Annotated in this window: 20 protein-coding genes and 1 other RNA gene; 16 read left to right on the plus strand and 5 right to left on the minus strand. The window is 57.9% G+C overall.

The window, feature by feature from the left end; all coding sequences use genetic code 11:
- The 13 genes from H8Z83_RS12475 to H8Z83_RS12535 form a co-directional block, all read left to right on the plus strand.
- Positions 1-228, plus strand: a 228-nt coding sequence (locus tag H8Z83_RS12475) for a hypothetical protein (RefSeq protein ID WP_436231646.1), incomplete at its 5' end; no start/stop codon positions are given.
- A gap of 64 nt (positions 229-292) precedes the next feature.
- Positions 293-541, plus strand: a complete 249-nt coding sequence (locus tag H8Z83_RS12480; protein ID WP_187015351.1) for a hypothetical protein — start codon at positions 293-295, stop codon at positions 539-541.
- 157 nt (positions 542-698) lie between these two features.
- Positions 699-1,721 carry a virulence RhuM family protein gene (locus tag H8Z83_RS12485; protein WP_187015352.1) on the plus strand — a complete coding sequence of 341 codons (1,023 nt, stop codon included), beginning with the start codon at positions 699-701 and terminating at the stop codon, positions 1,719-1,721.
- A complete protein-coding gene (locus H8Z83_RS12490; protein WP_187015353.1) occupies positions 1,718-3,907 on the plus strand; it encodes a stage V sporulation T C-terminal domain-containing protein in 2,190 nt (729 codons plus the stop codon). The genes H8Z83_RS12485 and H8Z83_RS12490 overlap by 4 nt, the downstream gene beginning before the upstream one ends.
- 371 nt (positions 3,908-4,278) lie before the next feature.
- Positions 4,279-5,274: a LacI family DNA-binding transcriptional regulator gene (locus H8Z83_RS12495; protein WP_187015354.1), complete on the plus strand. Its 996-nt coding sequence runs from the start codon at positions 4,279-4,281 to the stop codon at positions 5,272-5,274.
- A 104-nt stretch (positions 5,275-5,378) separates the two neighbouring features.
- Complete coding sequence (locus tag H8Z83_RS12500) at positions 5,379-6,218, plus strand: carbohydrate ABC transporter permease (RefSeq protein ID WP_187015355.1); 840 nt, start codon at positions 5,379-5,381, stop codon at positions 6,216-6,218.
- Between the two features lie 41 nt (positions 6,219-6,259).
- Positions 6,260-7,516, plus strand: a complete 1,257-nt coding sequence (locus tag H8Z83_RS12505) for an extracellular solute-binding protein (RefSeq protein ID WP_187015356.1) — start codon at positions 6,260-6,262, stop codon at positions 7,514-7,516.
- Positions 7,517-7,658: 142 nt separating this feature from the next.
- On the plus strand, positions 7,659-8,558 hold the full coding sequence (locus H8Z83_RS12510; RefSeq protein WP_187015357.1) for a carbohydrate ABC transporter permease: 900 nt from the start codon (positions 7,659-7,661) through the stop codon (positions 8,556-8,558).
- A gap of 6 nt (positions 8,559-8,564) precedes the next feature.
- Positions 8,565-9,575 carry a ComEC/Rec2 family competence protein gene (locus H8Z83_RS12515; RefSeq protein ID WP_187015358.1) on the plus strand — a complete coding sequence of 337 codons (1,011 nt, stop codon included), beginning with the start codon at positions 8,565-8,567 and terminating at the stop codon, positions 9,573-9,575.
- A gap of 12 nt (positions 9,576-9,587) precedes the next feature.
- The gene (locus H8Z83_RS12520) at positions 9,588-10,766 is read left to right on the plus strand and encodes an ABC transporter ATP-binding protein (protein WP_187015359.1); all 1,179 of its coding nucleotides are present in this window, start codon (positions 9,588-9,590) and stop codon (positions 10,764-10,766) included.
- A gap of 257 nt (positions 10,767-11,023) precedes the next feature.
- Positions 11,024-11,737 carry an MgtC/SapB family protein gene (locus H8Z83_RS12525; protein WP_243184996.1) on the plus strand — a complete coding sequence of 238 codons (714 nt, stop codon included), beginning with the start codon at positions 11,024-11,026 and terminating at the stop codon, positions 11,735-11,737.
- Between the two features lie 17 nt (positions 11,738-11,754).
- Entirely contained in the window at positions 11,755-12,447 is a 693-nt protein-coding gene (locus tag H8Z83_RS12530) for an MgtC/SapB family protein (protein ID WP_187015361.1), read from the plus strand.
- An 88-nt stretch (positions 12,448-12,535) separates the two neighbouring features.
- On the plus strand, positions 12,536-13,414 hold the full coding sequence (locus H8Z83_RS12535) for a PfkB family carbohydrate kinase (protein ID WP_187015362.1): 879 nt from the start codon (positions 12,536-12,538) through the stop codon (positions 13,412-13,414).
- Between the two features lie 75 nt (positions 13,415-13,489).
- On the opposite strand, the gene H8Z83_RS12540 is transcribed toward H8Z83_RS12535, so the two are convergent.
- The 4 genes from H8Z83_RS12540 to ffs form a co-directional block, all read right to left on the minus strand.
- Complete coding sequence (locus tag H8Z83_RS12540; protein WP_187015363.1) at positions 13,490-15,256, minus strand: DUF4127 family protein; 1,767 nt, start codon at positions 15,254-15,256, stop codon at positions 13,490-13,492.
- A gap of 77 nt (positions 15,257-15,333) precedes the next feature.
- Positions 15,334-15,696, minus strand: a complete 363-nt coding sequence (locus H8Z83_RS12545; protein ID WP_187015364.1) for a YbaB/EbfC family nucleoid-associated protein — start codon at positions 15,694-15,696, stop codon at positions 15,334-15,336.
- A 15-nt stretch (positions 15,697-15,711) separates the two neighbouring features.
- Entirely contained in the window at positions 15,712-17,490 is a 1,779-nt protein-coding gene (dnaX, locus tag H8Z83_RS12550; protein ID WP_187015365.1) for a DNA polymerase III subunit gamma/tau, read from the minus strand.
- 100 nt (positions 17,491-17,590) lie between these two features.
- Positions 17,591-17,690: signal recognition particle sRNA small type (gene ffs, locus H8Z83_RS12555), an RNA gene on the minus strand.
- Positions 17,691-17,878: 188 nt separating this feature from the next.
- Between ffs and gluQRS the strand changes: the two genes are divergently transcribed.
- The 3 genes from gluQRS to H8Z83_RS12570 all read left to right on the plus strand — a co-directional run bounded on the left by gluQRS (position 17,879) and on the right by H8Z83_RS12570 (position 21,759).
- Entirely contained in the window at positions 17,879-18,823 is a 945-nt protein-coding gene (gene gluQRS, locus H8Z83_RS12560; protein WP_187015366.1) for a tRNA glutamyl-Q(34) synthetase GluQRS, read from the plus strand.
- Positions 18,824-18,913: 90 nt separating this feature from the next.
- A complete protein-coding gene (trkA, locus tag H8Z83_RS12565; protein ID WP_187015367.1) occupies positions 18,914-20,281 on the plus strand; it encodes a Trk system potassium transporter TrkA in 1,368 nt (455 codons plus the stop codon).
- An 11-nt stretch (positions 20,282-20,292) separates the two neighbouring features.
- A complete protein-coding gene (locus tag H8Z83_RS12570; RefSeq protein ID WP_187015368.1) occupies positions 20,293-21,759 on the plus strand; it encodes a TrkH family potassium uptake protein in 1,467 nt (488 codons plus the stop codon).
- 272 nt (positions 21,760-22,031) lie between these two features.
- On the opposite strand, the gene gdhA is transcribed toward H8Z83_RS12570, so the two are convergent.
- Positions 22,032-23,381, minus strand: coding sequence for an NADP-specific glutamate dehydrogenase (gene gdhA / locus H8Z83_RS12575; protein WP_187015369.1), 1,350 nt, complete (start codon positions 23,379-23,381; stop codon positions 22,032-22,034).
- Between the last annotated feature and the right edge of the window lie 123 nt (positions 23,382-23,504).

Here is a 23,504-nt window from a genome sequence, read left to right on the forward strand (position 1 = left end):
TCTCTGATCCCCGCCGTGGCCGGGCTGGCTGCCGCGGGATCGCTATTGGATGAGGATGCCGAGGAAAAGCGGCGGCGCATAGAGGCGAAAATCGCCGCCGAAAACTTCGGTGCGGCGATCGGCTTCGCCGCGGGCGCGGCTATGGCTGTGAAAGAAAAATTGGATGAACACGCCGCGCGGGAAGAACAGAAAAAGCAACAGCATGAGCAAACGATGGGAGGACTATGACGGCAGACATCGGGTATAAAGTCTTGAAAGCAGAGGAAACTATTGGAAAAGGAGCGTGATGCGTTTGGAAATCAATGTCCATGATGATCGTAAGATCGTAGAGATATGGCTCAGCCATTCGGAACAGGCAGATGCCGCTTTGCGTGAACAGATCCGTCCAATCTATCAGGAATACAACGGCAAAAAATACACCGTAGTAGTCTTTCAGTCCGGCACGGAAGATCTGTATGAGCAGACCCATCAGCTCCTGCTCTACAATCGAAACCGTGCGGCAGAGCTGGAAGCGAAACAGCAGGCACCGGTGATGGAATAAAAAGCGCAAGCGGTATCGGTACTGACCGATGCCGCTTAGTCAAACCGATGATACGAAATGCGATTTGCGGTTGCTTTTATAAAAAAACCGTGATACAATATTATCTGCAAAGTGAAATCAACAGACAGAACAATCTTGATAGAAAGGCGGTGTGCCTATGAGTGGACTCTTTCCACAACACGGCGAAATTCTACTGTACGACAACGGTACTGACAAGCAGTTCGTCAGCGTGGTGTTCAAGGACGAAACCTTTTGGCTGACACAGAGCGGCATGGCAGAATTATTCGACTGCTCCGCTGACAACATCTCTCTGCACTTGAAAAACATCTATGCGGACGGTGAATTGGAGCAGGCGGCAACTACCGAGAAATTCTCGGTAGTTCGCAAGGAGGGCAGCCGCGAAGTGCGGCGCAGCATTGACCATTACGATCTCGACGCCATCATCGCCGTAGGCTACCGGGTCAACTCCAAAAAGGCAACCCACTTCCGCCAATGGGCCACCAAGACCCTGAAAGAGTACATCCAGAAGGGCTTTGTCCTCAACGATGAACTGATGAAGAATGGTCGGCCATTTGGCAAAGATTACTTTGATGAACTGCTGGAGCGCATCCGGGAGATCCGGGCCAGCGAGCGCCGGGCTTACCAGAAAATTGCCGATGTGTTTGAGCAGTGCAGCTACGACTATGACAAAAACAGCGAGACCACGAAAGCATTCTACGCCTTCGTGCAGAACAAGCTGCATTACGCCGTCACCGGCAAGACAGCCGCGGAGCTGATTTCCGAGCGGGCGACGCTGGACAGTCCCACGATGGGGCTTACCACATGGAAGGGCGCGCCGGACGGAAAAATTCTGAAAAGCGACACGCTGGTGGCCAAAAACTACCTGAACGAAAAAGAATTGAGCCGCTTGAATCGTCTTGTGACCATGTTCATCGACTATGCCGAACTGATGGCGGAGGACGAGCAGCTCATGAGCATGCAGGATTGGCTCAGTGAGACCGACCGCTTCCTCACCAACAACCGCCGCAAGGTGCTGGAGGGCAAGGGCCACATCTCCCACGAGGCGGCGGTAAAAAAAGTAGGTACTATTTATGAGGAATTCCGCCAAAAGCAGGATGCCGACTACATCTCTGAATTTGACCGGCAGATCGCTGTATATCTGAAAGGTGACAAGCTATGATCGAACGCTTTGCCATCGCGGGCTACGCGCGCATTTCGGTGGACGAGGAACTGGACCGCGACAATGTATCCATTGAGAACCAAAAGGCTATCATCGAAGATTTTGTGAAGCACCGCTTCCCCGACAGTACGCTGACCTTTTACGAGGATCGTGACCGCTCCGGCTACACCTTCGAGCAGCGTGAGGGTTATCAGGAAATGCGGCGCGGGCTGATGAGCCACAAGTACGACATTCTTATTGTCAAAGACTTCTCCCGTTTCTCCCGCCGCAATTCCCGCGGTTTGGTGGAGTTGGAAGACCTGCGGGACGCCGGTGTGCGTATCATCTCCATCGGAGACAACATTGACTTCCCAAACGACGATGACTGGCTGAAAATCCAGTTCCAGTTTCTCATCAACGAAATGCCAGTGACGGACACCAGCAAGAAGGTAAAGTCCGTCATCCGCCGCCGTCAGGCAGACGGCGCGTGGCTGTGCGCCGCGCCCTATGGCTACATTCTCAATAAACAAAAGCAGTTTGAGATCGTCCCTACGGAGGCAGAGATCGTGCGGGAAATCTTCCAGCTCTATCTGGACGGCTGGGGATATAAGAAAATCGCCAACCACCTGACAGATACTGGTGTGCCCACCCCTCGGATGTCAGAGCAGCTTCGCAAAGAGGCGGAGGGAGAGGAATCCCGCCGCACAGCGAAAAAGGACTGGGCTATTGTCACGGTGCAGGGCATTCTCGACAATGATTTTTATATCGGTACGCTCCGGCAGGGCAAGTACACCCGTGCCAAAATCAACGGTAAGGATGTCAAGCGGGACGAGTTGGAACATATCGTCATTGAACACCACCATCAAGCCATCATCGACTACCGCACCTTTGCCACCGTCCGCGCCCTGCGGGAACAGCGCTCTACCAACCACTACCGCGGGAAGAAAATCAATGACAATGTGTATTCAGGTTTTCTGGAATGCGGCGACTGCGGCAGTCCCATGTTTGCTATGAGCCGCCGGGATCTGCGCCCCGCCTACACCTGTGGAACCTATCACCGCCGGGGACTGTCCGGCTGCACCAGTCACCACATCCGGGTGGACAGGCTGGACGAGTTGATGAAGCTGTATCTCAAAAAGGTAAAGGACAACTCCGCCAATATGCTGGAGCGTCTCAACGCCGACCTTGCCCACGAGCAGGAGGACATAAGCGAAACGGAACGCACTGCGGAGAATCTGGAAACCCTGCTGCTGGACGCACAGGAGGAACTGAAAGCCACCAAGCGCCAGCGTATTCGGGATATGGCGCGGCACCCGGAGCAGGAGGCCATTTTGGAGGAGACCTACGACGAGCTGGAGCATGACCTGATCCAGCGCATCAACGGCTTGCAGAATCAGCTGCAAATGACGGCGGACAAACGCAACACCATTATTCAGGTGAACCGCGCGGCGAAAACCGCCATGGAGGTCTTTGATGACCTGCTAAGCAAGGAACATCTTGACCGCAAGGATCTACAGCTTATCATTAAGAAAATCAAGGTCTATGAGGATCATCTGGAAATTCGGCTGAAAGCCGACATTGACTGCCTGCTCCGCTGCGGAGAGCTGCCCCGTGAGGAGGGCTCCGTTGCTGCCATGGCCCGTCAGGGGGACACCGTAAATTTTCCTGACGGCACGGGAGATATCTCAACCATTACCATCGTCCAGAGCGCAAAAATGCGTCCGGACAAGGTCTTTCATGCCAATGTTATCAGTGACGGTGATCCGTTGGAGATCTATACCAGCCGGGATGGCGAGGTCATCTTCAAAAAGTATTCCCTCATGGGCGGGTTGGATGATTTTGCGGCCCAGCTTTGCGAGACTATGAGCCGTTCCACCGGGGCCATCTGTGCCGTGACAGACCGGGACAGCGTCATTGCCGTGGCCGGCGGCGCCAAGCGGGAGCTGCTGGGCAAGGGCATTACCGCCCAACTGGAGCAGGTTATGGAGAACCGCCGCATCTACCAATATGACGGTCAAGGGCCCCAGATCCCGGTATCCGACAGCAGTGACCGCCTGATGGCCATTGTGGCCGCGCCGATCCTTTCGGAGGGAGATCTGCTGGGACTGGTGCTGTTCATCAGCGACAGCCCCGCTGCTGCCGGGGACGCGGAGTACAAGCTGGCCCAGACCGTCGCTGCCTTTTTGGGCCGGCACATGGAAAACTGAAGAGATCGACAGCGGCAGGCGGCCATGGGTTGATCCATGGCCGCCTGCTATATTGGCTCTTGAAAGCGGGCGATTACTGGGCGAGGCTGCTGCATTTTTCCAAAATGCAATCGCTTACATAGGCAGCTTTGTGAATTATCGAATAGAACCGGTGACGCAAGGAGCACTGCATTCAAAGAAAAATATCTGGATTTGTGAATGTTGCACAATACAGAAAGACGTTGTTTTTGATATCTGTAGAAAATGGAGATTTTCTATTGCAATCCAAATTTTGCCATGATATCATATGCACAAATCACAGCACTTGGCGCTTTATCTTTATTGTGCATGAATGTAAGCGCTTTCTTGCACTGGAAAGGAGAACCGGTTTTATGGATACCCCAACGATTTATGATGTATCCCGCCTGTCCGGCGTCTCCACCGCCACGGTCTCCCGGACCTTTACGACACCGGACCGGGTGCGGGAATCCACCCGCCGCCGGGTCTACGCCGCGGCGGAGGCACTGCATTACCAACCCAGCGCAATAGCCCGGGCCATGGCCCGGCAGCAGACCGACAAGATCGCCTTCCTGATCTGTAAAGAGGGCGCGACCATCCTGGATGAATTTTACGCCAGCATCTGCGAGGGCGTCATGCGCCGCGCCAACGGCACCAACTACCAGCTTCTGATCTCCACAGCGGAGGAATGGACCCGCACGGCCCAGAGCAAGCAGATCGAGGGTGTCATCCTGGCAGGCAATGCCCAGGCCGACCTGATTTCCGAATTTCAGCGGCAGAACATCCCCGTGGTCCTGGTAAACAACCGGGCGGCGGGCTTCAATCTGCCCTGCATTGTGGCGGATGAAGCCGGCGGTGTGCGTCAGGTAGTCAGCCATCTGATCTCTGCCGGACATCAGCGAATCGCCATGCTGATGGGCCGCTTCTCCCCTTATGTCACCAGTGCCCGTTACAATGCGTTTCTCTCCGTTATGCGGGAAAACGGCCTTTCGGTGGATGAATCCGGCGCGTTGATGTGCGACCGGGATATCCAGAGCGCCACAGAGGCAGCCCTCCGTCTGCTGAGCCGCCCGGATCGGCCCTCCGCCGTATTCGCCTTTAACGATGTGCTGGCCGCCGGCGTCATGAAAGCCGCCCGGCGTTTGGGGCTCCGCCTGCCGGAGGATCTGGCGGTGGTGGGCTTCGACGATTCCTCTGTCTGCCCCATGATGGAGCCGGAGCTCAGCTCCATCCATGTGGATTGCCGACGGATGGGCGAGCTGTGCATGGAGCACATGGCTGCATTGCTGGACGGTGCGCAGGATGTTCCCCGGCTGACGGTGGTGCCGGTGAATCTCAAGATCCGGGCATCCTCCCGCGCCGCGATCTGACAGAAATTTTACACAGGCTTCACCTGGGTTTGATTGTTTCAGCACTATATAAAATGTATACTCTTCGGTGGAAAACGTTTTTCACTCAATAAGGAGGCGTTCTTGTGAAACGGAAAAAGAGAATTGGAACGGTTGGAAAGGCCATAGGCTGTCTGTTTTTTCTGATGGTCTCGCTGTTTCCCATCTACTGGCTGGTGGCAATGGCGATCCGGCCTACGGATGAAATGAGGGGACATATCGCTTTGATTCCCCAAAGTCTGACAGGCATCCATTTCGCGGAGCTGTTTTCGGCCAAGAATTTCGGCACCGCCATCATCAACAGCTTGCAGACTACGTTCGGTTCTCTGTTTGTCTCGCTGGTTGTCGGTATCTGCGCGGCCTATATCATTGCCCGCCGCCGGTTCCGGTTCGGCCTGAAAAAGCCCATGACATACTGGGTCCTGCTGGTGCGCGTGCTGCCGCCGGTGGCCTTCACCATCCCGCTGTACATTATGTTCAATAAGCTCGGTATTCTGAACACCAAGCTGCCGGTACTGCTGGCCTGCGTGCTGATCAACGTGCCGCTGATCATCTGGTTCCTGATCAGCTTCTTCCAGGATCTGCCGGAAGAGGTGGAGGAAAGTGCCAAGGTGGACGGCGCGACCGAGTGGCAGCTGTTCTGCCGGATCGTGCTGCCGCTGGTGGCCCCCGGCATCGCGGCAGTGGCCATGCTCTCCTTTATGTATGCCTGGAACGAGTACACCTACACCGTCATTTTCACCCGGACCGCCGCCAACAACACCGTTCCTCTGGCGCTGGCCCTGCTGAACACGGAGGATAACCTCACCAACTTCGGCCTGGTGGCCGCAGGCGGCGTGGTCTCCGTCATCCCCATCACCCTGTTTGTGATCTTTGCGCAGAACTACTTGATCTCCGGACTTTCAAGCGGTGCTGTCAAAGAGTAACAAAATAAAATCCAACAATTTCAGATTAGGAGGAAAACAAGATGAAAAAAGCGTTGTCCCTGATTCTGGCGCTGGTTATGGCCCTGTCTCTGGCCGCCTGCGGCGGCGGTAAGACCGAGACTCCCTCTGACAGCAATACTCCCGCTGATAATACCTCCGCAGAACCCACCAAGCTGTCCCTGATCCTGCGCGGCGGCACCTATGCCGACGTGATCAAGGAGTGCCTGCCCGCTTTCGAGGCTGAGCACAATGTTGTCTGCGAGGTGCAGGAGCTCTCTGAGGGCGACCTGTACTCCGGCATCGCTCTGGACGCCATCAATGACAAGGGCTCCTATGACCTGTGCATGGTGGACGGCTCCTGGATGGCTGAGTTCACCGAGAACGGCGTTCTGGCCAACCTCACCGAGCTGGGCTACTCTCTGGATGAGGACGTGATCCCCGCTACCACCGCCATCTGCTATGTGGGCGATGACCTGTATCTGGCTCCCTACTACGGCAACGTGACCGTCCTGCTGTACAACAAGGCCAACGTGGAAGCCGCCGGTTACACCGGTGACACCATCCTGTCTCTGGAGGATATGCTGGCGATCTGCGAAAAGGCCAAGGCTGACGGCAAGCTGGGCTTCATCTATCGTGGCGACAGCCAGAACAACCTGGTCGTCGACTTCCTGCCCATCCTGCTGTCCTACGGCGGCTGGGTCATCGACAGCAACAATCAGCCCACCGTCAATACTCCCGAGTTCAAGGATGCTATGAACTTCTATCTGAAGCTCATCGCTACCGGTTCCGCCCAGGTCAAGGATGACCTGATCGCTTCCTGCGATACTGGCGCCGGCACCATGGGTGTGGGCTGGCCCGGCTGGTACACTCCCACTGCTGATACCGCTGCTGATTACTGCGCCATCACCGGTGCTGTCGCCAAGGGCGGCGAGACCCACAACGCTAACGTCTATGGCGTCTGGACCATTGGTATCCCCAGCAACAGCCAGAACAAGGAACTGGCTACCGAGCTGCTGAGCTACCTGATGGACAAGGATGTCCAGAAATCCACTGTTCCCTCCGGCGGTGTGCCCTGCCGTTACTCCAGCCTGCAGGATGCCGAGATCCTCAAGACCTATCCTCAGTATGAGGTTGTCTGCAAGGCTCTGGAAGGCGGTATGTATCGTCCCGTGATTGCTGAGTGGACTCAGTTCTACACCATCCTGGGCGCTGAGATGGACAACATCGTCAACGGTGTCAAGACGGTCGATCAGGGCCTGGCCGATGCCCAGTCTCAGCTGGAAGCTCTGATGAAGTAAGCATTCCGCTTACATCCCCATTTTGCATGTAATGAAACGTGCGGCCGGGCGAAAAGCCCGGCCGCACAACAAAAAAGAATGTTTCCCCCATTCCTTTTAATGATTACGATCCGTAACGCTTCTGAAATGTGAGGCCGCTGTCATGAAAAGAAACGTAAATACCAAACTCCGCTCCGCAGATGCCCAGACCAAACGGTTTGGTTTGGGAATGCTGTCCCCTACCGTTGTGATCCTGCTGATCATGACGGCGTATCCTTTGTTCTTTACGCTGGTTTACAGCTTTACCGACTACAACCTTCTCCGCAGCCTGAAGAAAGGGTCCCATTTTATCGCCCTTCAAAACTATACAAAGCTGCTGAGCGACCCGTATTTCCAGCAATCCATTCTCAACACCGTCAAGTTCACTATTCTTGCTGTGATTTTTGAGATGTTCATCGGTCTTGTGATGGCGCTGTTTGTCAACAGTCTGAAACGGGGCCAGAAAACCATGCGCACCCTGCTGCTCCTGCCGTATCTGCTGCCTACCGTCACTGTGGCTCTGAGCTGGCGCATGATGCTCTCTCCTAACTACGGCATTGTCAACCAGGTTTTGCAGGCTCTGCACCTGCCGGTCTACAACTGGTTTTCCGATATCCACACCGCCTTTGGCATGTTAGTGCTCATCGACGTGTGGCAAAGTGCTCCCTTTGTCTTCCTGCTGCTGTACGCTGCCCTGCAATCCGTGCCGCAGAGCCAGTACGAGGCTGCACGGATCGACGGCGCAAACCGCTTCAAGATCCTCTTTTATGTGACCCTTCCCAACATCAAGAACAGCCTGGCCCTGTGCGCCCTGCTGCGTACCATCGACAGCTTCCGTCTGTTCGACAAGGTGAACCTGCTGACCGGCGGCGGTCCCGCCAACAGCACCTCCACCATCACCCAGTACCTCTACAACTACGGTATCAAGTCCCTGGACTTCGGCTTCGGCAGCGCGGGCGCCATCGTGATGACCGTTCTGGTCCTGCTGCTTTCCAGTGTGTACATCAAACGTGCGATTTCGTAAGTGCTTATGGAAGAGAAGAAGTTAACAGTTACTTTTGTAAATGTGGGCTACGGCGAGGCCATTCTTCTGGAAAGCCCGGACCCCTCCAAGCCTGACGGCGTATTCACCGCCCTGATCGACGGCGGCAGCGCTGAGGACAGCGAATTCGCGGACCGCTCCTCCGGTCGGGTCCGCATTGAGGAATATCTGAAAAAACGGGGGACCCGCCGTCTGGATCTGGCCGTCAGCACCCACATCCATGAGGATCATCTCTGCGGTCTCCTGCGGGCAGCCCGGATTACCCCCCCGGCGGTGCTGTGGCAAACGCTGCCGCCGGATCTTTACCGATCCCTCCGGCCTCTGGACGGCTCCGTGGCGAGAAACCTCTCTGAAAGCAAATTCATGCAGGCCCTGAATGACTACGGCACCCTTTGCGCTCTGGTAGAGGACCACGGCGGAACCATTCTTGCGCCGAAAAGTGGTCAGGAATTGGTGATTGCGCCAGATTTGACCGTTCAGATCCTGTCACCCTCTACAAAAAAACAGTTGGCCCTTGCGGACGAAATAAATGCGTTGTATAATAGTGCAAACGTTTGCGGTACGTTCCTCCAACGGTTGGACGCGCTGGATGCCCGCATGAACAACTACAGTCTCATTCTGCGGCTGAATTACCGGGGTACCCGGATTTTGCTGCCGGGTGACACCAATGTGACGGGCTATGACGGCATTGATCCCGCGGACCTGCGGGCGGACCTGTTCAAAGTGGGACACCACGGACAAAAAGACGGCGCCGACGAAGCGCTGGCCGAATTGATCCGTCCCACCGCTGTGGTCTGCTGCGCGTCCAGCGACCGCCGCTACAACAGCGCCCATCCGGACACCATGAAGCTGCTGGCAGATCATGGGGCAGCCCTGTATTTTTCCGACTGTCCCCCGGTCCCCGGTATGCAGATCCCGCCCCATGAGGCTCTGCGGTTTACCGTCGGCCCCAACGGCGCCTTGGACGTCCGGTATCTTCCGGCATCCGAAAACGAATAGGAGGAACACACCATGGCAGAAGTCATTTTAAAGAATATCAAGAAGATCTATCCCCATCAGGAGCCTAAGAAAAAGAAGAAGGGCGAGCCGGAGAAAAAGAACAACCTCCAGATCACGGAGGAGGGCGTTCTGGCCGTTGATAACTTCAATCTGCACATTCAGGACAAGGAATTCATCGTGCTGGTTGGCCCCTCCGGCTGCGGCAAGTCCACCACCCTGCGGATGGTGGCCGGTCTGGAGGAGATCTCCGGCGGCGAGCTGTACATTGGCGGCCAGCTGATGAACGATGTGGCCCCCAAGGACCGGGACATCTCCATGGTGTTCCAGAACTACGCCCTGTACCCCCACATGACCGTTCGGGAGAACATTGCCTTCCCTCTGAAGCTGCGGAAAATGGACAAGGCTGAGATCGATCAGCGGGTGGAGCAGGCGGCGGAGATCCTGGACATCACGGAGTATCTGGACCGCAAGCCCAAGGCTCTTTCCGGCGGCCAGCGTCAGCGCGTGGCTATCGGCCGCGCCATCGTCCGGGAGCCGAAGGTCCTGCTGATGGACGAGCCTTTGTCCAATCTGGACGCCAAGCTCCGCAACCAGATGCGGGCAGAGCTGATCAAGCTGCGCCAGCGCATCAACACCACCTTTATCTATGTGACCCACGACCAGACGGAAGCCATGACTCTGGGCGACCGTATCGTCATCATGAAAGACGGCGTCATCCAGCAGATCGGCACGCCGCAGGAGGTCTTTAACCACCCCGCCAACCTGTTTGTGGCCGGCTTCATCGGCATGCCTCAGATGAACTTCTACGATGCTGAGCTGGTGCTGGAGGACGGGCAGTATGCCGTGGTGCTGAACGGCGCCAAGGTGACCCTGCCGGAGGAGAAGCAGGCCAAGCTGAAGGCCAACGGTGCGGCAGCCGGTCCCATCACGCTGGGCGTCCGGCCGGAGCACCTGATCCTCAGCGGCGACGAGGGCTCCATGATCCACGGCACCGTGGACGTCAGCGAGATGATGGGCAGCGCAGTCCATCTCCACGTCAGCGCCTGCGGCAGCGACACCATTATGATCGTTCCCACCACGGAACTGGAAAGCACCTCTGCATTCACCATCGGCAGCCCCATCGCCTTTACCTTCAACGGCGCTATGGCCCATCTTTTCGACCGGAATACCCAGAAAAATCTGGAAGTATAAAAAGAATTGAGATTGTCGATAAAGTGGTAAATTCTCCGCGACGGTAAGGAAGGGGGTGCGCGGGAAACCCAAGAAGGGTGTCCTGTGCCATTGGAATCCTTAGTTTTCAGAACTTTTATAAAATTCTGAAAACTTGCCCAGCGGGGCGAAAAAACTTTTTCGACACGCTGTGAATTACTTGAAAGGATCATACAGCGCATCCGCTCGCCTCAGGTGTTGTCTGGGGCGAGCGGACCTGTTGGTTTCATGAGACTATGATGGATTACTTTCGTGAACTGAATTTTGTGTCTGTTGCTCTGCGGCTGCTGCTCTCTGCGCTCATCGGCTTCTCTCTGGGATTGGAGCGGGGACGCAAGCGCCGTCCTGCCGGGTGCCGGACCTATATGCTGGTGTGTATGGGAGCGACCCTGACACTGCTGCTCAGTCAATACGAATACATCATGGTCACCACCAAGTGGGCGTCTATTGCCTCTGAGATCGGACTCCGGACGGATGTCTCCCGCTTCGGCGCGCAGGTCATCAACGGCGTCGGCTTCCTGGGTGCCGGTACGATCCTTGTCACCGGCCGGCGGGAGGTCAAGGGCCTTACCACCGCGGCGGGCCTCTGGGCCTCCGCCTGTATGGGCCTGGCCATCGGTGCCGGTTTCTATGAATGCGTTTTTCTGGGGACGGTGCTGATCTTCCTTTCCATGCGCTATCTCCCCATCGTGGAAAACATGATGGTGGAACATGCCCCGTTTTTGAACATCTATGTGGAGTTTGAATCGCTGGACCACATTGGTGATGTAATCGGACGCATCAAAGAGCAGAACGCACAGGTTCTGGATGTGGAGGTTGACCACGGCAGGGGTTCGGGCTCCAGCAATCCCAGCGCGGTCTTTTCCCTGCGGCTGGCCAAACGCCATAGCCATTCCGATGTGCTGGTCTCCATATCCGAACTGGACTGCGTTTACACTGTGGAAGAATTTTAAAGGAGGGAGAAGATCTGATGCTGCCTATTTTTGATGGACTGCGTGACGTGACGCTTGCCTCCGTCACCACACGAATGCTGCTGGCTGTCCTCTGCGGCGGTCTCATCGGCATCGAGCGGGCTTACAAGCGCCGCCCTGCCGGCTTCCGCACCCACATTCTTATTTGCCTGGGTGCGGCGATCACCACACTTACCAGCCAATTCCTCTATCTTAATCTGCATTACTACACGGATATGGCCCGTCTGGGCGCGCAGGTGGTGGCAGGTATCGGCTTCATCGGCGCCGGTACCATCGTTGTCACCCGGCAGCATCGGGTCAAGGGCCTTACCACTGCGGCGGGTCTCTGGGCCTCCGCCATTATCGGCCTGGCACTGGGCGGCGGCTTCTATGAAGGCGCTCTGCTGACAACGGTTCTTGTGTTAGTGGCAGAATCCTTCCTCTCCCGACTGGAATATCGGATTCTGGACCATGTGCCGGAGATCAATCTCTACATGGAGTACACCGGAAAGCCTTGCTTGGAAGAAGTCTTGCGTTTCCTGCGGGAAAATAAGGTCTCCCTTCAGGATATGGAGATCACCCGCAACTCCGACAGCGAGAGCCACAACGCCTGCGCGATCTTCTCCCTGCGTTTCAGCAAGGGCGTTTCCGTGGATGAGCTGCTGACCCATGTATCTCAGATCGAAGGCGTTATCACCGTTCAGGAATTGTGATCCCTTCGGACCGTGTTATACTGATCCTGCGGCGGAGCTTGCCGCTGAATAGCCTGTTTTTGTTACTTTAACTGATGAGGAGCGGAATATGAAAGAATACGATATCATGGTAGTGGGTCCTGTCTCTCTGGACCACAACATCGATTATTTGGGCAACGAGCGCAAAGAGGTGGGCGGCGCTGTTGTGGCTTCCGGCTTTGCTGCCGCCGGCAGCGGCGCAAAGACCGCCATCTTCTGCAAGTCCAACGCGGCGGACGCCGATGTGAAGGAGCGCTTCGCCGGAGTCAACGCAGACCTCTACTGGGCTGCGTCCAAGGCCACTTGCTCCATCCGCAACCAGTACTTCACCGCCGACAAGGAAAAGCGGGCCTGCACCTCTATGGGCGTGTGCGACCCCTTCCGTTTTGAGGAACTGCCCCAGGTGAAGACCAAGGTCTATCACTTTGCCGGTCTGGTCTACGGCGATTTTGACGGCGCTCTGCTGGCGGAGGCCGCCAAGCACGGCAAGGTGGGTCTGGACGTGCAGTGCATGCTGCGCCATGTGGAGCCGGATAAGTCCATGGCCTTCCATGACTGGGCGGAGAAGAAGGAACTGCTGCCCCTGATGGATTACTTCAAGACCGACGCCGCCGAGGCGGAGGTCCTCACCGGCCTGACGGACCGCGTAGAGGCTGCGAAAATGCTCCATGACTGGGGCGCCAAGGAAGTGGTCATCACCCACAACACCGAGGTGTTGGCTTATGACGGCAACAAGGTCTACACCTGCCCCATCAAGGCCCGGAACCTCTCCGGCCGTACCGGTCGGGGCGATACCACTTTCGCCGGATATATCGCCGAGCGTCAGCGGGGCAGCGTGGAGGAAGCGCTGAACTTCTGCACCGCTCTCGTCTCCCTGAAAATGGAGACCCCCGGTCCCTTCAAGGGCACCCGGGAGGACGTTCTGGCCTACATGAAGGAATTTTATTGATCGATCGAATACAACCAGCCCGTCCGGAATATTCCGGACGGGCTGGTTTCTTCTATCTTTGTTTGGTGGCGCGGCTTACCGGGTCAGCGGGTCCACGGAAATATCCATGTCGATCTCAAAGGCCCGGTTCCACGGGAAGCGGTAATTGGAGAGGCAGACCTTTCCCCAATGGGCTGTGACGGTATCCACATGGGGCTTTAGGCCGATGAGCAAGCTGCTGCGCTCTAAATTTTTCAGTACCGGGGCGGTGGCCTTATCCATCCCCGCTGTCAGCCGGGCGACAATGGCGGGACGGTCCAGCTCCGGCAGGCAGAAGTTGTTGGCGTCACCGCCAAGATCATTCCGCACATAGGACAAAATATCCTCCCGTACCACGTTTTTATAGCAGAAATCCTTCAAAATGCTGTCGGCAAGGGTCTTGCAGAAGGCAACCTCCTCCGCCTGCGAGGTCCGGCCCTGAACAAGATGGGCATAGCGGGCTACACCGTGACTCAGGGCCGTGCCGGTGACGATGGCCATATCCAAAAAACCGGCGTAGCTCAACAGCTTGCCCAGCTCCGCTTTTTTCGTCAGGGCGTCATGGAAGACAGTGCCGTACTGACCGTTGCCTGCGTCAATGAGGATCACCGGCAGATTGGCCTTCAGACGTTCATTCAGCACGGCGGTCAACTCCTGGATGTACTGCTGCTTCTGGGCTGCGTCCTCCGGCTGGGTCAACACCAGCACATAGAGATCCGCTGGGGTGTCCTCCACCGTCAGGTCAAAGTAGCCCAGATGCTCCGCCACGATCTCTGTTAGGGGCTTGTAATCATAGTCGCAGGCGGGCCGATCCTCTGTACCGCCGAAATATTGCACATTAATCTGTGCGCCGTTCCAGCCAATCTCGCTGAGATACAGCTTGGCCACGGCCTTAAAGGCCAGATCATCTACACCGGAAAGGATAACATCGCCTGCCCGCAGACGAGCCTGCAAATAGGCGATCTCATTTTTTTGGATGCAGTCCTCGGAGGAGGAATCGTCAATGCCAATGAGCACATGGAACCGGTCGCCGCCGATCCGGCTGACGGTTTCCAACAGTTCTCCGCTGAGGGTCAGCTTGTTGATCCGGTGCTCCGTGTAGCGGAGGGCGGCATCGTGCATCACGCTGTCCTCAAAGCGCAGCAGATCGTGGCCGTCGGCGTCCGTATCGTAGGTGGCGTGAATATTTTCCAACGTCAATTCGTCCCCGGTGAGGGTTTTCCGGGGTGCCGCGCCGATGGTCCGCATGGCGTTGTAGTATTCCAGCGTGCCGCCGGCGTAGCCCACGGTGGGGGCCAGCCGCATAACGCTGTCCAGCAGCCAGACCTCGTTGTTGGGGTCCTCCGCCAAAGCGGACAGCAGGCTTTCCAGCAAATCTGTCAGAGGCCACGGCTCACCGTCACGCTCTGTGGTGGTTTCCGCCAGACGGGAGGCCACCAGTCCACCATAGAGCAGCTGGTCCACGGAAAGAAGGTAGCGGTCACAGCCTGATGCCTCCTGTTCCAGCACCCAATCGTACAGGAGGCCGGGATAGCCGCTTTGCCCGGTCCAGGATTGTGTTTCCAGACCGTTTTCGGCGTAATAGTCCTCCATCTGCCCATCCAGCAGTGTTTTGAACATCCATTCTTCTGGCATATTCAGGACATACCCCAGACTTTCCGCCAGATATTCCACCCGGCCCACGTTGTCAGGCCGGTCATCCAGCGGAACGTAGGCGATCACGGCACGGTCTGACTCCGCATCCGGCAGATCCAGCGGAGGGCGGGCACCGCAGCCGGACAGAAGGGCCAGACATAAGGCTGCTGCCAAGATTCGTTTTTTCATGGGTCCTCCTTTTGGGGTTTTAAATGGGCGTATTCCAAAAAGAGCGGAGCATTCGCTCCGCTCTTTTGTGATCTCCCTTACAGGCCGAAGCTGCTGAGGTCCAGACCGCCGGTGACGCCGTTCATGCTATTCTCCATGGCGTCATTGGCCTGACGCAGCGCCTCATTGACGGCGGAGACCACCAGATCCTGCAGCATCTCCACATCCTCGGGGTCCACGGCCTCCGGCTTGATGATGACGGAGAGGACCTCCTTCTTGCCGTTGACCTTGGCCTCCACAACACCGCCGCCTACGCTGGCGGTGAACTCCTGCGCCTCAACGGCGTCCTGTGCTTCAGTCATTTTCTCCTGCATAGCGGCGATCTTCTGCTGAAGCTCCGCCTGACGGGCGGCTCCGGAAATTTTGCCGTTGGTGAAGCCGCGGCGTGCACTGTAACCCATAGTAAATTTCTCCTTTTATTTGATTTCAATATTGTCAAACTGACTGCCGAATTGCAGCAGCTGCTTCAGATTTTCCTCCGGGGACGGCTTTGGCGGCTCTCCCTCCCGGAGCAGTAACCGCACCGGCTGGCCGGAGACCTTTTCCGCCTCGGCGGACAAAACGCCTCGTACCCGGTCATTGTCCAAACGGTTCAGGGTGATCTCATCGGGTGCAAACACCGTTAGCTGATCGCCCTCCAACACGCCGCCGCACAGGTCCAGAAACGCCCGGTACATGGGAGGGATCTGACCCTTGCAGTTTTCGGACAGAGCCTTCCACCAGTCACCGCTGACGGGCGCAGCGCTGTGAACGGCCGTCTGTGGCTTCGGCGCTGAAGGAATGGAGGCTGCCGGCTTGGCCGGGACGGCCTTGGGCTGTGCGGGCCGGACAGGAATGGCGTCCTCGGGAATGTCAAAGACCCGTTCACCGGGTTCCTCCCGCATGGGCGGCTCCTCCGGCAGCGGCGGCTCGTCCCAAGGGGGCGGGGCCTCCGCAGGCGGTGGTTCCACAGATTTGGACGCGGGCTTTGCAGGGGCCTGAGACACCGGTGCTGCCCCGATCGCCTTTGCGGCGGAGACGCTTTGGTTCACGGCGGCGGAGATCGCAGCGCCGCGGGCCGCTGCGTCCTCTAACCGGGTGATCCGGTTTTCCAAGGCGGTGAGATCGCCGCAGAGACTTTCGTCGCACAGCCGCAGGAGACAAAGCTCCGCATCGGTGCGGCGGTCGGCGCTGTAATAAAGATCGGCTGCGGCCTTTTGCAAGGTGGAGGCCAGATAGAGAAAACGGTTGGAGGGAACATCCTTGCCCAGCTGATCCAGCGTAGCGCTGTCAAATCCGCCGGACAGCAGCGCTGCACCGCCCTCCGGGGCGGTTTTTCGCAGCAGCAGATCCCGGGTCAGGGTGGAAAGCTCACCCAATACAGCGCCTACATCCTTGCCCCCGGCGTACAGCTCGTTCAGCAGCAGCAGCGCCGCCTGGGCATTCCGGTCCAGAATGTGCCGCATGAGCTGGGCAGTTTGCAGATTGCCTGCCAGACCCAACACCTCCAGCACCGCTCGGCTGTCCACTGTGCCGCCTGCGGCGGCGCACTGATCCAGAAGGCTCAGGCCGTCCCGCAGAGCGCCGTCTGCCAGACGGCTCAGCAGTTCGGCACCGTCCGCCGTCAGGTCAATGTGCTCCTGACCGGCCACATAGGACAGCCGCTGGGCGATGTCCTTGGGGAGAATGCGTTTAAAAGAGTAGCGCTGGCACCGGGAGAGAATGGTGGCGGGCACCTTGTGCAGCTCCGTGGTGGCCAGAATGAACATGAGGTGGGCGGGGGGCTCCTCTAAAATTTTCAGCAGTGCGTTGAAGGCCGCCGTGGACAGCATGTGGACCTCGTCCACGATGTAGACCCGCTTTTTTACGTTGGCCGGGGCGTAGATGGCCTCATCCCGCAGGGCCCGGACCTGGTCCACGCCGTTGTTGGAGGCGGCGTCCAGCTCCAGAACATCCAGAAAGCTGCCGCTTTCCAGTCCCAGACAGCTGGGACACTGACAGCAGGGGTCACCGTTTACCGGGTGCTCGCAGTTGACAGCCTTGGCCAGAATTTTGGCGCAGGTGGTCTTGCCGGTACCTCTTGTGCCGGTGAACAGATAGGCATGGGAGGTACGGCCCTCCGCCACCTGCTTTTTCAAGGTCTCGGTGATGTGCTCCTGACCGATGACGTCGGAAAACACCTTGGGCCGCCACTTGCGGTACAGCGCCTGATACATGGAACACACCTCCTGAAAAATCGAATCCGCGGGAAGTAAGGGCACGCGGGCAGCTCCAAAGGGTGCCCTGAGCGTATGAAAACATCCTCCGTTTGCAGACACGGAACCGGCGTCCTCGCGGCACATGGAACATCCCGCTTAATGCTGCTCGGTTCCCCGCCTGACATGGTTCACGGGGCTCCATTGCGCGAGACCGGCTCCGCGTCTGCAAGCGGAGGATGAATTACGGAATCTATTATACGATATTTTTTCTGAATTATCAACTGGAAATTTCGTTTTTACCGGCAGTTGTGTCGGTGTTTCCGGGGAATACTTGCCTTGACAGAAGGAATGGAGTATAATGGCACCGTAATTTTAAACTGGGATTGTTTACCCGAAAGGAGGGGCCATGGAGACCGTCGGGCGTTTCGCGCCGTCCCCCAGCGGGCGGCTTCATCTGGGAAACCTTCTGTGTGCCCTGCTGGTGTGGCTTTCCGCCAGACAAAAGGACGGCCGGGTCCTGCTTCGGGTGGAGGATCTGGATACCGCCCGCTGTCCCCGGAGGTACAGTGAGCAGATGGAGCGGGATCTCCAATGGCTGGGGCTGGATTGGGACATCGGCCCCGGAAGGGATAACGGCACCGGCCCCTATTACCAGAGCCAGCGGACGGAGATCTACCAAGCGGCGCTGGAAACGCTGCGGGAAAAGGGCCTTGTTTATCCCTGCTTCTGTACGCGGGCGGAGATTCACGCTGCCTCCGCTCCTCACCGGGAGGACGGGCAGGTGGTCTATGCCGGGACCTGCCGCCATCTCACCGCGGCGGAGATCGCGGAAAAAAGCAGGAATCGCGCCCCGGCCCTCCGGCTGATAACGCCGGAGGAGCGTTGGGGCTTTACAGACGGCCACATGGGCCGATACGAGGAAAATCTGGCGGCGGACTGTGGCGATTTTCTGCTGCGGCGGTCCGACGGGATGTTCGCCTACCAGTTGGCTGTGGTGGTGGATGATGCCGCCATGGGCGTGACGGAGGTGGTGCGGGGCGCTGACCTGCTGGACTCTACCCCCCGCCAGCTGTATCTCTATCATCTGTTGGGCCTGACGCCGCCGGTTTTTTACCATTTCCCCCTGCTGCTGACAGCGGAGGGCCGCCGCCTTTCCAAGCGGGACGGCGCCGTGGGACTGGACAGCTTGCAGGACAGGCTGCCCCCGGAGGAAATTTTGGGACGGTTGGCGTTCCTAGCAAGGTTCAATCCCTCTGCCGCGCCGAAAACGGCGGCGGAGCTGCTGGCGGACTTCGCGTGGGAGAAGGTACCGCGTCAGGATATCCGGATCCCGGCAGGACTTTTCTGTTAAGGTTTTTCAAAACGGCTTGTTTTGGCGGCGGAGCCGCGATAGAATCATGTGGAACCAGTGGGACGGCGCAATGCGCCGGAAAGGAGCACTATGCGGATCATTGTTGTGGGCGCGGGTAAGGTAGGCACCAGCCTGACCGCCCAGCTTATCCGGGAGCACCGGGTTACGGTCATCGACCAGGAACCCAAGCTCATAGAAAATATCATCAATGTCTATGACGTTATGGGCGTCTGCGGCAACGGAGCCAGCTATGAGGTCCAGAAGGAGGCGGAGGTAGGCAAGGCGGATCTGCTGATCGCCACCACCTCCAGTGACGAGATCAATATTCTGGCCTGCCTGGTGGCGAAAAAGCTGGGCGTTGCCCACACCATCGCCCGCATCCGCAACCCGGAGTACGAGACGCAGCTCCGCTTCATGCGGGGCGAGCTGGGCCTCACCATGTCCATCAATCCAGAGAAGGCAGCGGCCCACGAGATCGCCCGTGTGCTGCGGTTCCCGGCGGCCATGAAGCTGGAATCCTTCTCCAAGGGCCGCTTAGAACTGGTGGAATACCGACTGCCGGAGGGGTCCGCCCTGAACGGCGTGCGGCTGCTGGACATTTATCGGAACGCCCGGGCCAGAGTTCTGATCTGCGCCGTGTCCCGGAAGGGACAGACTACCATTCCCTCCGGTGATTTTGAACTGAAGACCGGAGACAAGATCTATGTCACCGCCGCGCCGGACCACCTGTCCGCGTTTTTCCAGTATCTGGGTGTTTTCAGAAAGAAGGCGTCCACGGTTATGATCGTGGGTGCCAGCAAAATGTGCTACTATCTGGCGGACGAGCTGATGCACATGGGCATGAGCGTGAAGATTGTCGACCAGAACGAGGCCCGCTGTGCCCAGATGAGCGAGCAGCTGCCCCGGGCGCTGGTCATTATGGGAGACGGCACCGACAGCGAGCTGCTGGCGGAAGAGGGCATCGACCATACAGACGCCTTTGTAGCCCTGACGGGGCTTGACGAAGCCAATATTCTCATGGCCATGTGTGCCTCACGGCAGACGGAGCAGTGCAAGGTGGTGGCGAAGATCAACCGCCGGTCCCTGATGGATCTGGTCAGCAGTGAAGGGATCATTGACAGCGTGGTTTCTGCCCGGGACGTGACCACGGAGCTGATCGTGCAGTATGTCCGGGCCATGGAGGGCGCCGCCGGTTCTCAGATCAAGACCCTCCACCGATTGGTGGAGGGCGCGGTGGAGGCCTTGGAATTCCATGTGGACCGGGACCCCGATCTGGTGAACGTGCCGCTGCGGGAGCTGAAGCTGCGGAGCGGTGTCCTGATCGCGGGCATCGTCCGGCGGGACGGCGAGATCGTCATTCCCGGCGGCAACGATACCATTCGGGCCGGGGACGATGTGATCGTGGTCACCCAGGACACGGCCTTGCAGGAGCTGCGGGATATTCTGCGGCAAGGATAAGAGGGTAGACTATGAACACACGAATGATCGGCTTTTTGCTGGGGCGGATCTTGATGGTGGAGGCGGGACTGCTGGCCCTTCCGCTGCTGACGGCACTGCTGTACGGGGAACCCCTGATGCCGTGGCTGGCCACCATGCTGGTTTTGGCGGCCATCGGCGGAGCACTGAGCCTGCGGAAGCCGGAACGCACCGCACTCTATGCCAAGGACGGCTTTGCCGCCGTGGCGCTGGTGTGGCTGCTGATGTCCGCTTTTGGTGCATTGCCCTTTGTGCTCTCCGGGGACATTCCCAACTATATAGACGCTTTTTTTGAAACGGTCTCCGGCTTTACCACCACAGGCGCCTCAATCCTGACGGCGGTGGAGCCCCTCAGCCGGGGCGGCCTGTTGTGGCGTAGCTTTACCCATTGGGTCGGTGGCATGGGCGTGCTGGTGTTCGTCATGGCGATCCTGCCTATGAGCGACGGCCACACCATGCATATCCTCCGGGCAGAGATGCCGGGGCCTACGGCGGGCAAGCTGGTCAGCCGCATGAGCGATACCGCCAAGATCCTCTATGGTATGTATTTTGTCATGACGCTGGTGATGATCGGACTGCTGCTTCTGGGCGGCATGGACCTTTTCGATGCCAGCGTCCACGCCTTCGGTGCTGCCGGTACCGGCGGCTTTTCCAGCCGGAACGCCAGCGTGGGAGCCTACAACAGCGCATATATCGACGTTGTTACAGGTATCGGGATGCTGGCCTTCGGCATCAACTTCAATCTGTATTACTTCCTGCTGATGCGCCGCTTCCGGGACGTGGCCAAGTCCGAGGAACTGTGGGCGTATCTGGGCATCGTGGCCTTTTCCACCGTTACCATCGCGGCCAATATCCGCCATCTGTACGGCGCGGTGGGGACTTCTCTGCGCCACGCCTTTTTTCAGGTGTCCTCCATCATCACCACCACCGGCTATGCTACAGTGGATTTTGACCAGTGGCCTGGCTATGCCAAGACGGTGCTGGTGCTGCTGATGTTCGTGGGCGGCTGCGCCGGTTCCACCGGCGGTGGCCTGAAGGTCACCCGTGTGGTGACGTTGGTGAAGGCTGCCTTTATGGATATGCGGAAAATGATCCACCCCAACGCCGTTGTCAACGTGCGGATGGAGGGCCGGGCCATGCCGGAGAAGCAGGTCCGGGGCGTACAGGCCTATTTCTCTGTATATATGCTGCTGTACGCCGTGTCGTGGCTGCTGCTGAGTCTGAACGGCTTTGACCTGCTGTCCACCTTCACGGCGCTGAGCGCCTGTATCAACAACATCGGTCCCGGCTTAGGCATGGTAGGCCCCACGGGGAACTTCTCCGCCTTTGCGCCGTGGGCCAAGCTGCTGCTGAGCTTTGATATGCTGGCGGGCCGGTTGGAGATCTTCCCCATGCTGCTGCTGTTCGTGCCCTCCACCTGGCGGGGGAACCGTCTGCGGCGCTGGGAACGGCGAAACTGAATATCGTAAACCAACCGGGAGCGGCGCTGCCACTCCCGGTTGAGATTGTCGATAAAGTAGTAAATTCTCCGTGACGGTAAGGAAGGGTGTGCGCGGGAAACCCAAGAGGGGTGTCCTACGTCATTAAAATTCTAAGTTTTCAGAACTTTTATAAAGTTCTGAAAACTTGCTCAGCGGGGCGAAAAGACCTTTTCGACACGCTGAACCGGGAGAGGACAACAGTCCTCTCCCGGTTGGCTTTTTCGATGAAATTTTTAAAGGGGTACGTGGGCTCACACCACGCCCTGTGCGATCATGGCCTCGGAGACCTTCTTGAAGCCCGCCAGGTTGGCACCGGCCACCAGATTGCCTTCCATGCCGTATTCCTTGGCGGCGTTGTTGATATTGTGGAAGATGTTCACCATGATGCCCTGAAGCTTGGCGTCCACTTCCTCAAAGGTCCAGGAGTAGCGCATGGAGTTCTGGCTCATCTCCAGCGCGCTGACTGCCACGCCGCCGGCGTTGGCTGCCTTGGCCGGAGCGAACAGCAGACCGGCCTTCTGGAAGATGGCAATGGCCTCGGGAGTAGAGGGCATATTGGCGCCCTCGGCCACCGCTATGGCACCGCCCTTGACGATCTCCTCCGCCTCAGCGGCGGTGATCTCATTCTGAGTGGCGCAGGGCAAGGCGATGTCGCAGGGGATGGTCCAGATGCCGCGGAAGCCCTCGGTATAGGTGCTGCCGGGGACCTGAGCGGCGTATTCCTTGATGCGGCCCCGCTTCACCAGCTTGATGTCCTTGATGATATCCAGCTTGATGCCGTCGGGATCGTGGATATAGCCGTTGGAGTCGCTCATGGCCACCACCTTGGCGCCAAGGGCGGTGGCCTTCTCACAAGCGAAGATAGCCACGTTGCCGCTGCCGGAAATTACCACGGTCTTGCCGGAAAAGCTGTCATTTTTCAGGGTCTTGAGCATTTCGGCGGTGAGGTAGCACAGACCATAGCCGGTGGCCTCGGTCCGGGTGAGAGAACCGCCGAAGGTCAGGCCCTTGCCGGTGAGCACAGCGGCCTCGCTGGCGTTTTTCAGCCGCTTGTACTGGCCGAAGAGATAGCCGACCTCCCGTGCACCCACGCCGATATCACCGGCGGGCACATCGGTAAACTGGCCAATGTGACGGTACAGCTCCGACATAAAGCTCTGGCAGAAGCGCATGACCTCGGCGTCAGACTTGCCCTTGGGGTCAAAGTCGCTGCCGCCCTTGCCGCCGCCGATGGGCAGGCCGGTGAGGCTGTTCTTCAGGATCTGCTCAAAGCCTAAGAATTTCAGGATGGACAGGTTCACCGTGGGGTGGAACCGCAGGCCGCCCTTGTAGGGGCCGATGGCGGAGTTGAACTGTACCCGGTAGCCACGGTTCACATGGACCTGACCGGCATCGTCGGTCCAGGGCACCCGGAAGGTGACAACACGCTCCGGCTCCACGAACCGTTCCAGAATGCCGTTCTTCTCCAACTCGGGGCGGCGTTCCACCATGGGCTCCAGACCCTCCAGAACTTCATAGACCGCCTGATGAAACTCCTTCTGATCCGGGTCACGGGCCAGGATCTGCTCATAGACGCGCTTGCAGTATTCATTGTTCAGCATGGGATAGGCTCCTTTCAAATTCTCTGTGCCGGAGGAAATTTTATGCTTTATCTTATCAAATCACAGTTCAGCCGTCCAGTGTATTTTTAAACAAATATGAAAGTTTTACGGGCTGTTCCTGCA

The sequence above is a fragment of the Dysosmobacter segnis genome, from assembly GCF_014297285.1.
GTDB classification, from domain to species: domain Bacteria; phylum Bacillota; class Clostridia; order Oscillospirales; family Oscillospiraceae; genus Oscillibacter; species Oscillibacter segnis.

Coding starts and splice junctions, on each gene's coding strand:
- H8Z83_RS12505 (WP_187015356.1), top strand. CDS start 6,260: ATGAAAAAAGCGTTGTCCCTGATTCTGGCGCTGGTTATGGCCCTGTCT.
- H8Z83_RS12520 (WP_187015359.1), top strand. CDS start 9,588: ATGGCAGAAGTCATTTTAAAGAATATCAAGAAGATCTATCCCCATCAG.
- gdhA (WP_187015369.1), bottom strand. CDS start 23,381: ATGCTGAACAATGAATACTGCAAGCGCGTCTATGAGCAGATCCTGGCC.
- H8Z83_RS12535 (WP_187015362.1), top strand. CDS start 12,536: ATGAAAGAATACGATATCATGGTAGTGGGTCCTGTCTCTCTGGACCAC.
- H8Z83_RS12545 (WP_187015364.1), bottom strand. CDS start 15,696: ATGGGTTACAGTGCACGCCGCGGCTTCACCAACGGCAAAATTTCCGGA.
- H8Z83_RS12495 (WP_187015354.1), top strand. CDS start 4,279: ATGGATACCCCAACGATTTATGATGTATCCCGCCTGTCCGGCGTCTCC.
- H8Z83_RS12540 (WP_187015363.1), bottom strand. CDS start 15,256: ATGAAAAAACGAATCTTGGCAGCAGCCTTATGTCTGGCCCTTCTGTCC.
- H8Z83_RS12530 (WP_187015361.1), top strand. CDS start 11,755: ATGCTGCCTATTTTTGATGGACTGCGTGACGTGACGCTTGCCTCCGTC.
- H8Z83_RS12570 (WP_187015368.1), top strand. CDS start 20,293: ATGAACACACGAATGATCGGCTTTTTGCTGGGGCGGATCTTGATGGTG.
- dnaX (WP_187015365.1), bottom strand. CDS start 17,490: ATGTATCAGGCGCTGTACCGCAAGTGGCGGCCCAAGGTGTTTTCCGAC.
- gluQRS (WP_187015366.1), top strand. CDS start 17,879: ATGGAGACCGTCGGGCGTTTCGCGCCGTCCCCCAGCGGGCGGCTTCAT.
- H8Z83_RS12490 (WP_187015353.1), top strand. CDS start 1,718: ATGATCGAACGCTTTGCCATCGCGGGCTACGCGCGCATTTCGGTGGAC.
- H8Z83_RS12485 (WP_187015352.1), top strand. CDS start 699: ATGAGTGGACTCTTTCCACAACACGGCGAAATTCTACTGTACGACAAC.
- H8Z83_RS12525 (WP_243184996.1), top strand. CDS start 11,024: ATGGATTACTTTCGTGAACTGAATTTTGTGTCTGTTGCTCTGCGGCTG.
- H8Z83_RS12510 (WP_187015357.1), top strand. CDS start 7,659: ATGAAAAGAAACGTAAATACCAAACTCCGCTCCGCAGATGCCCAGACC.
- trkA (WP_187015367.1), top strand. CDS start 18,914: ATGCGGATCATTGTTGTGGGCGCGGGTAAGGTAGGCACCAGCCTGACC.
- H8Z83_RS12515 (WP_187015358.1), top strand. CDS start 8,565: ATGGAAGAGAAGAAGTTAACAGTTACTTTTGTAAATGTGGGCTACGGC.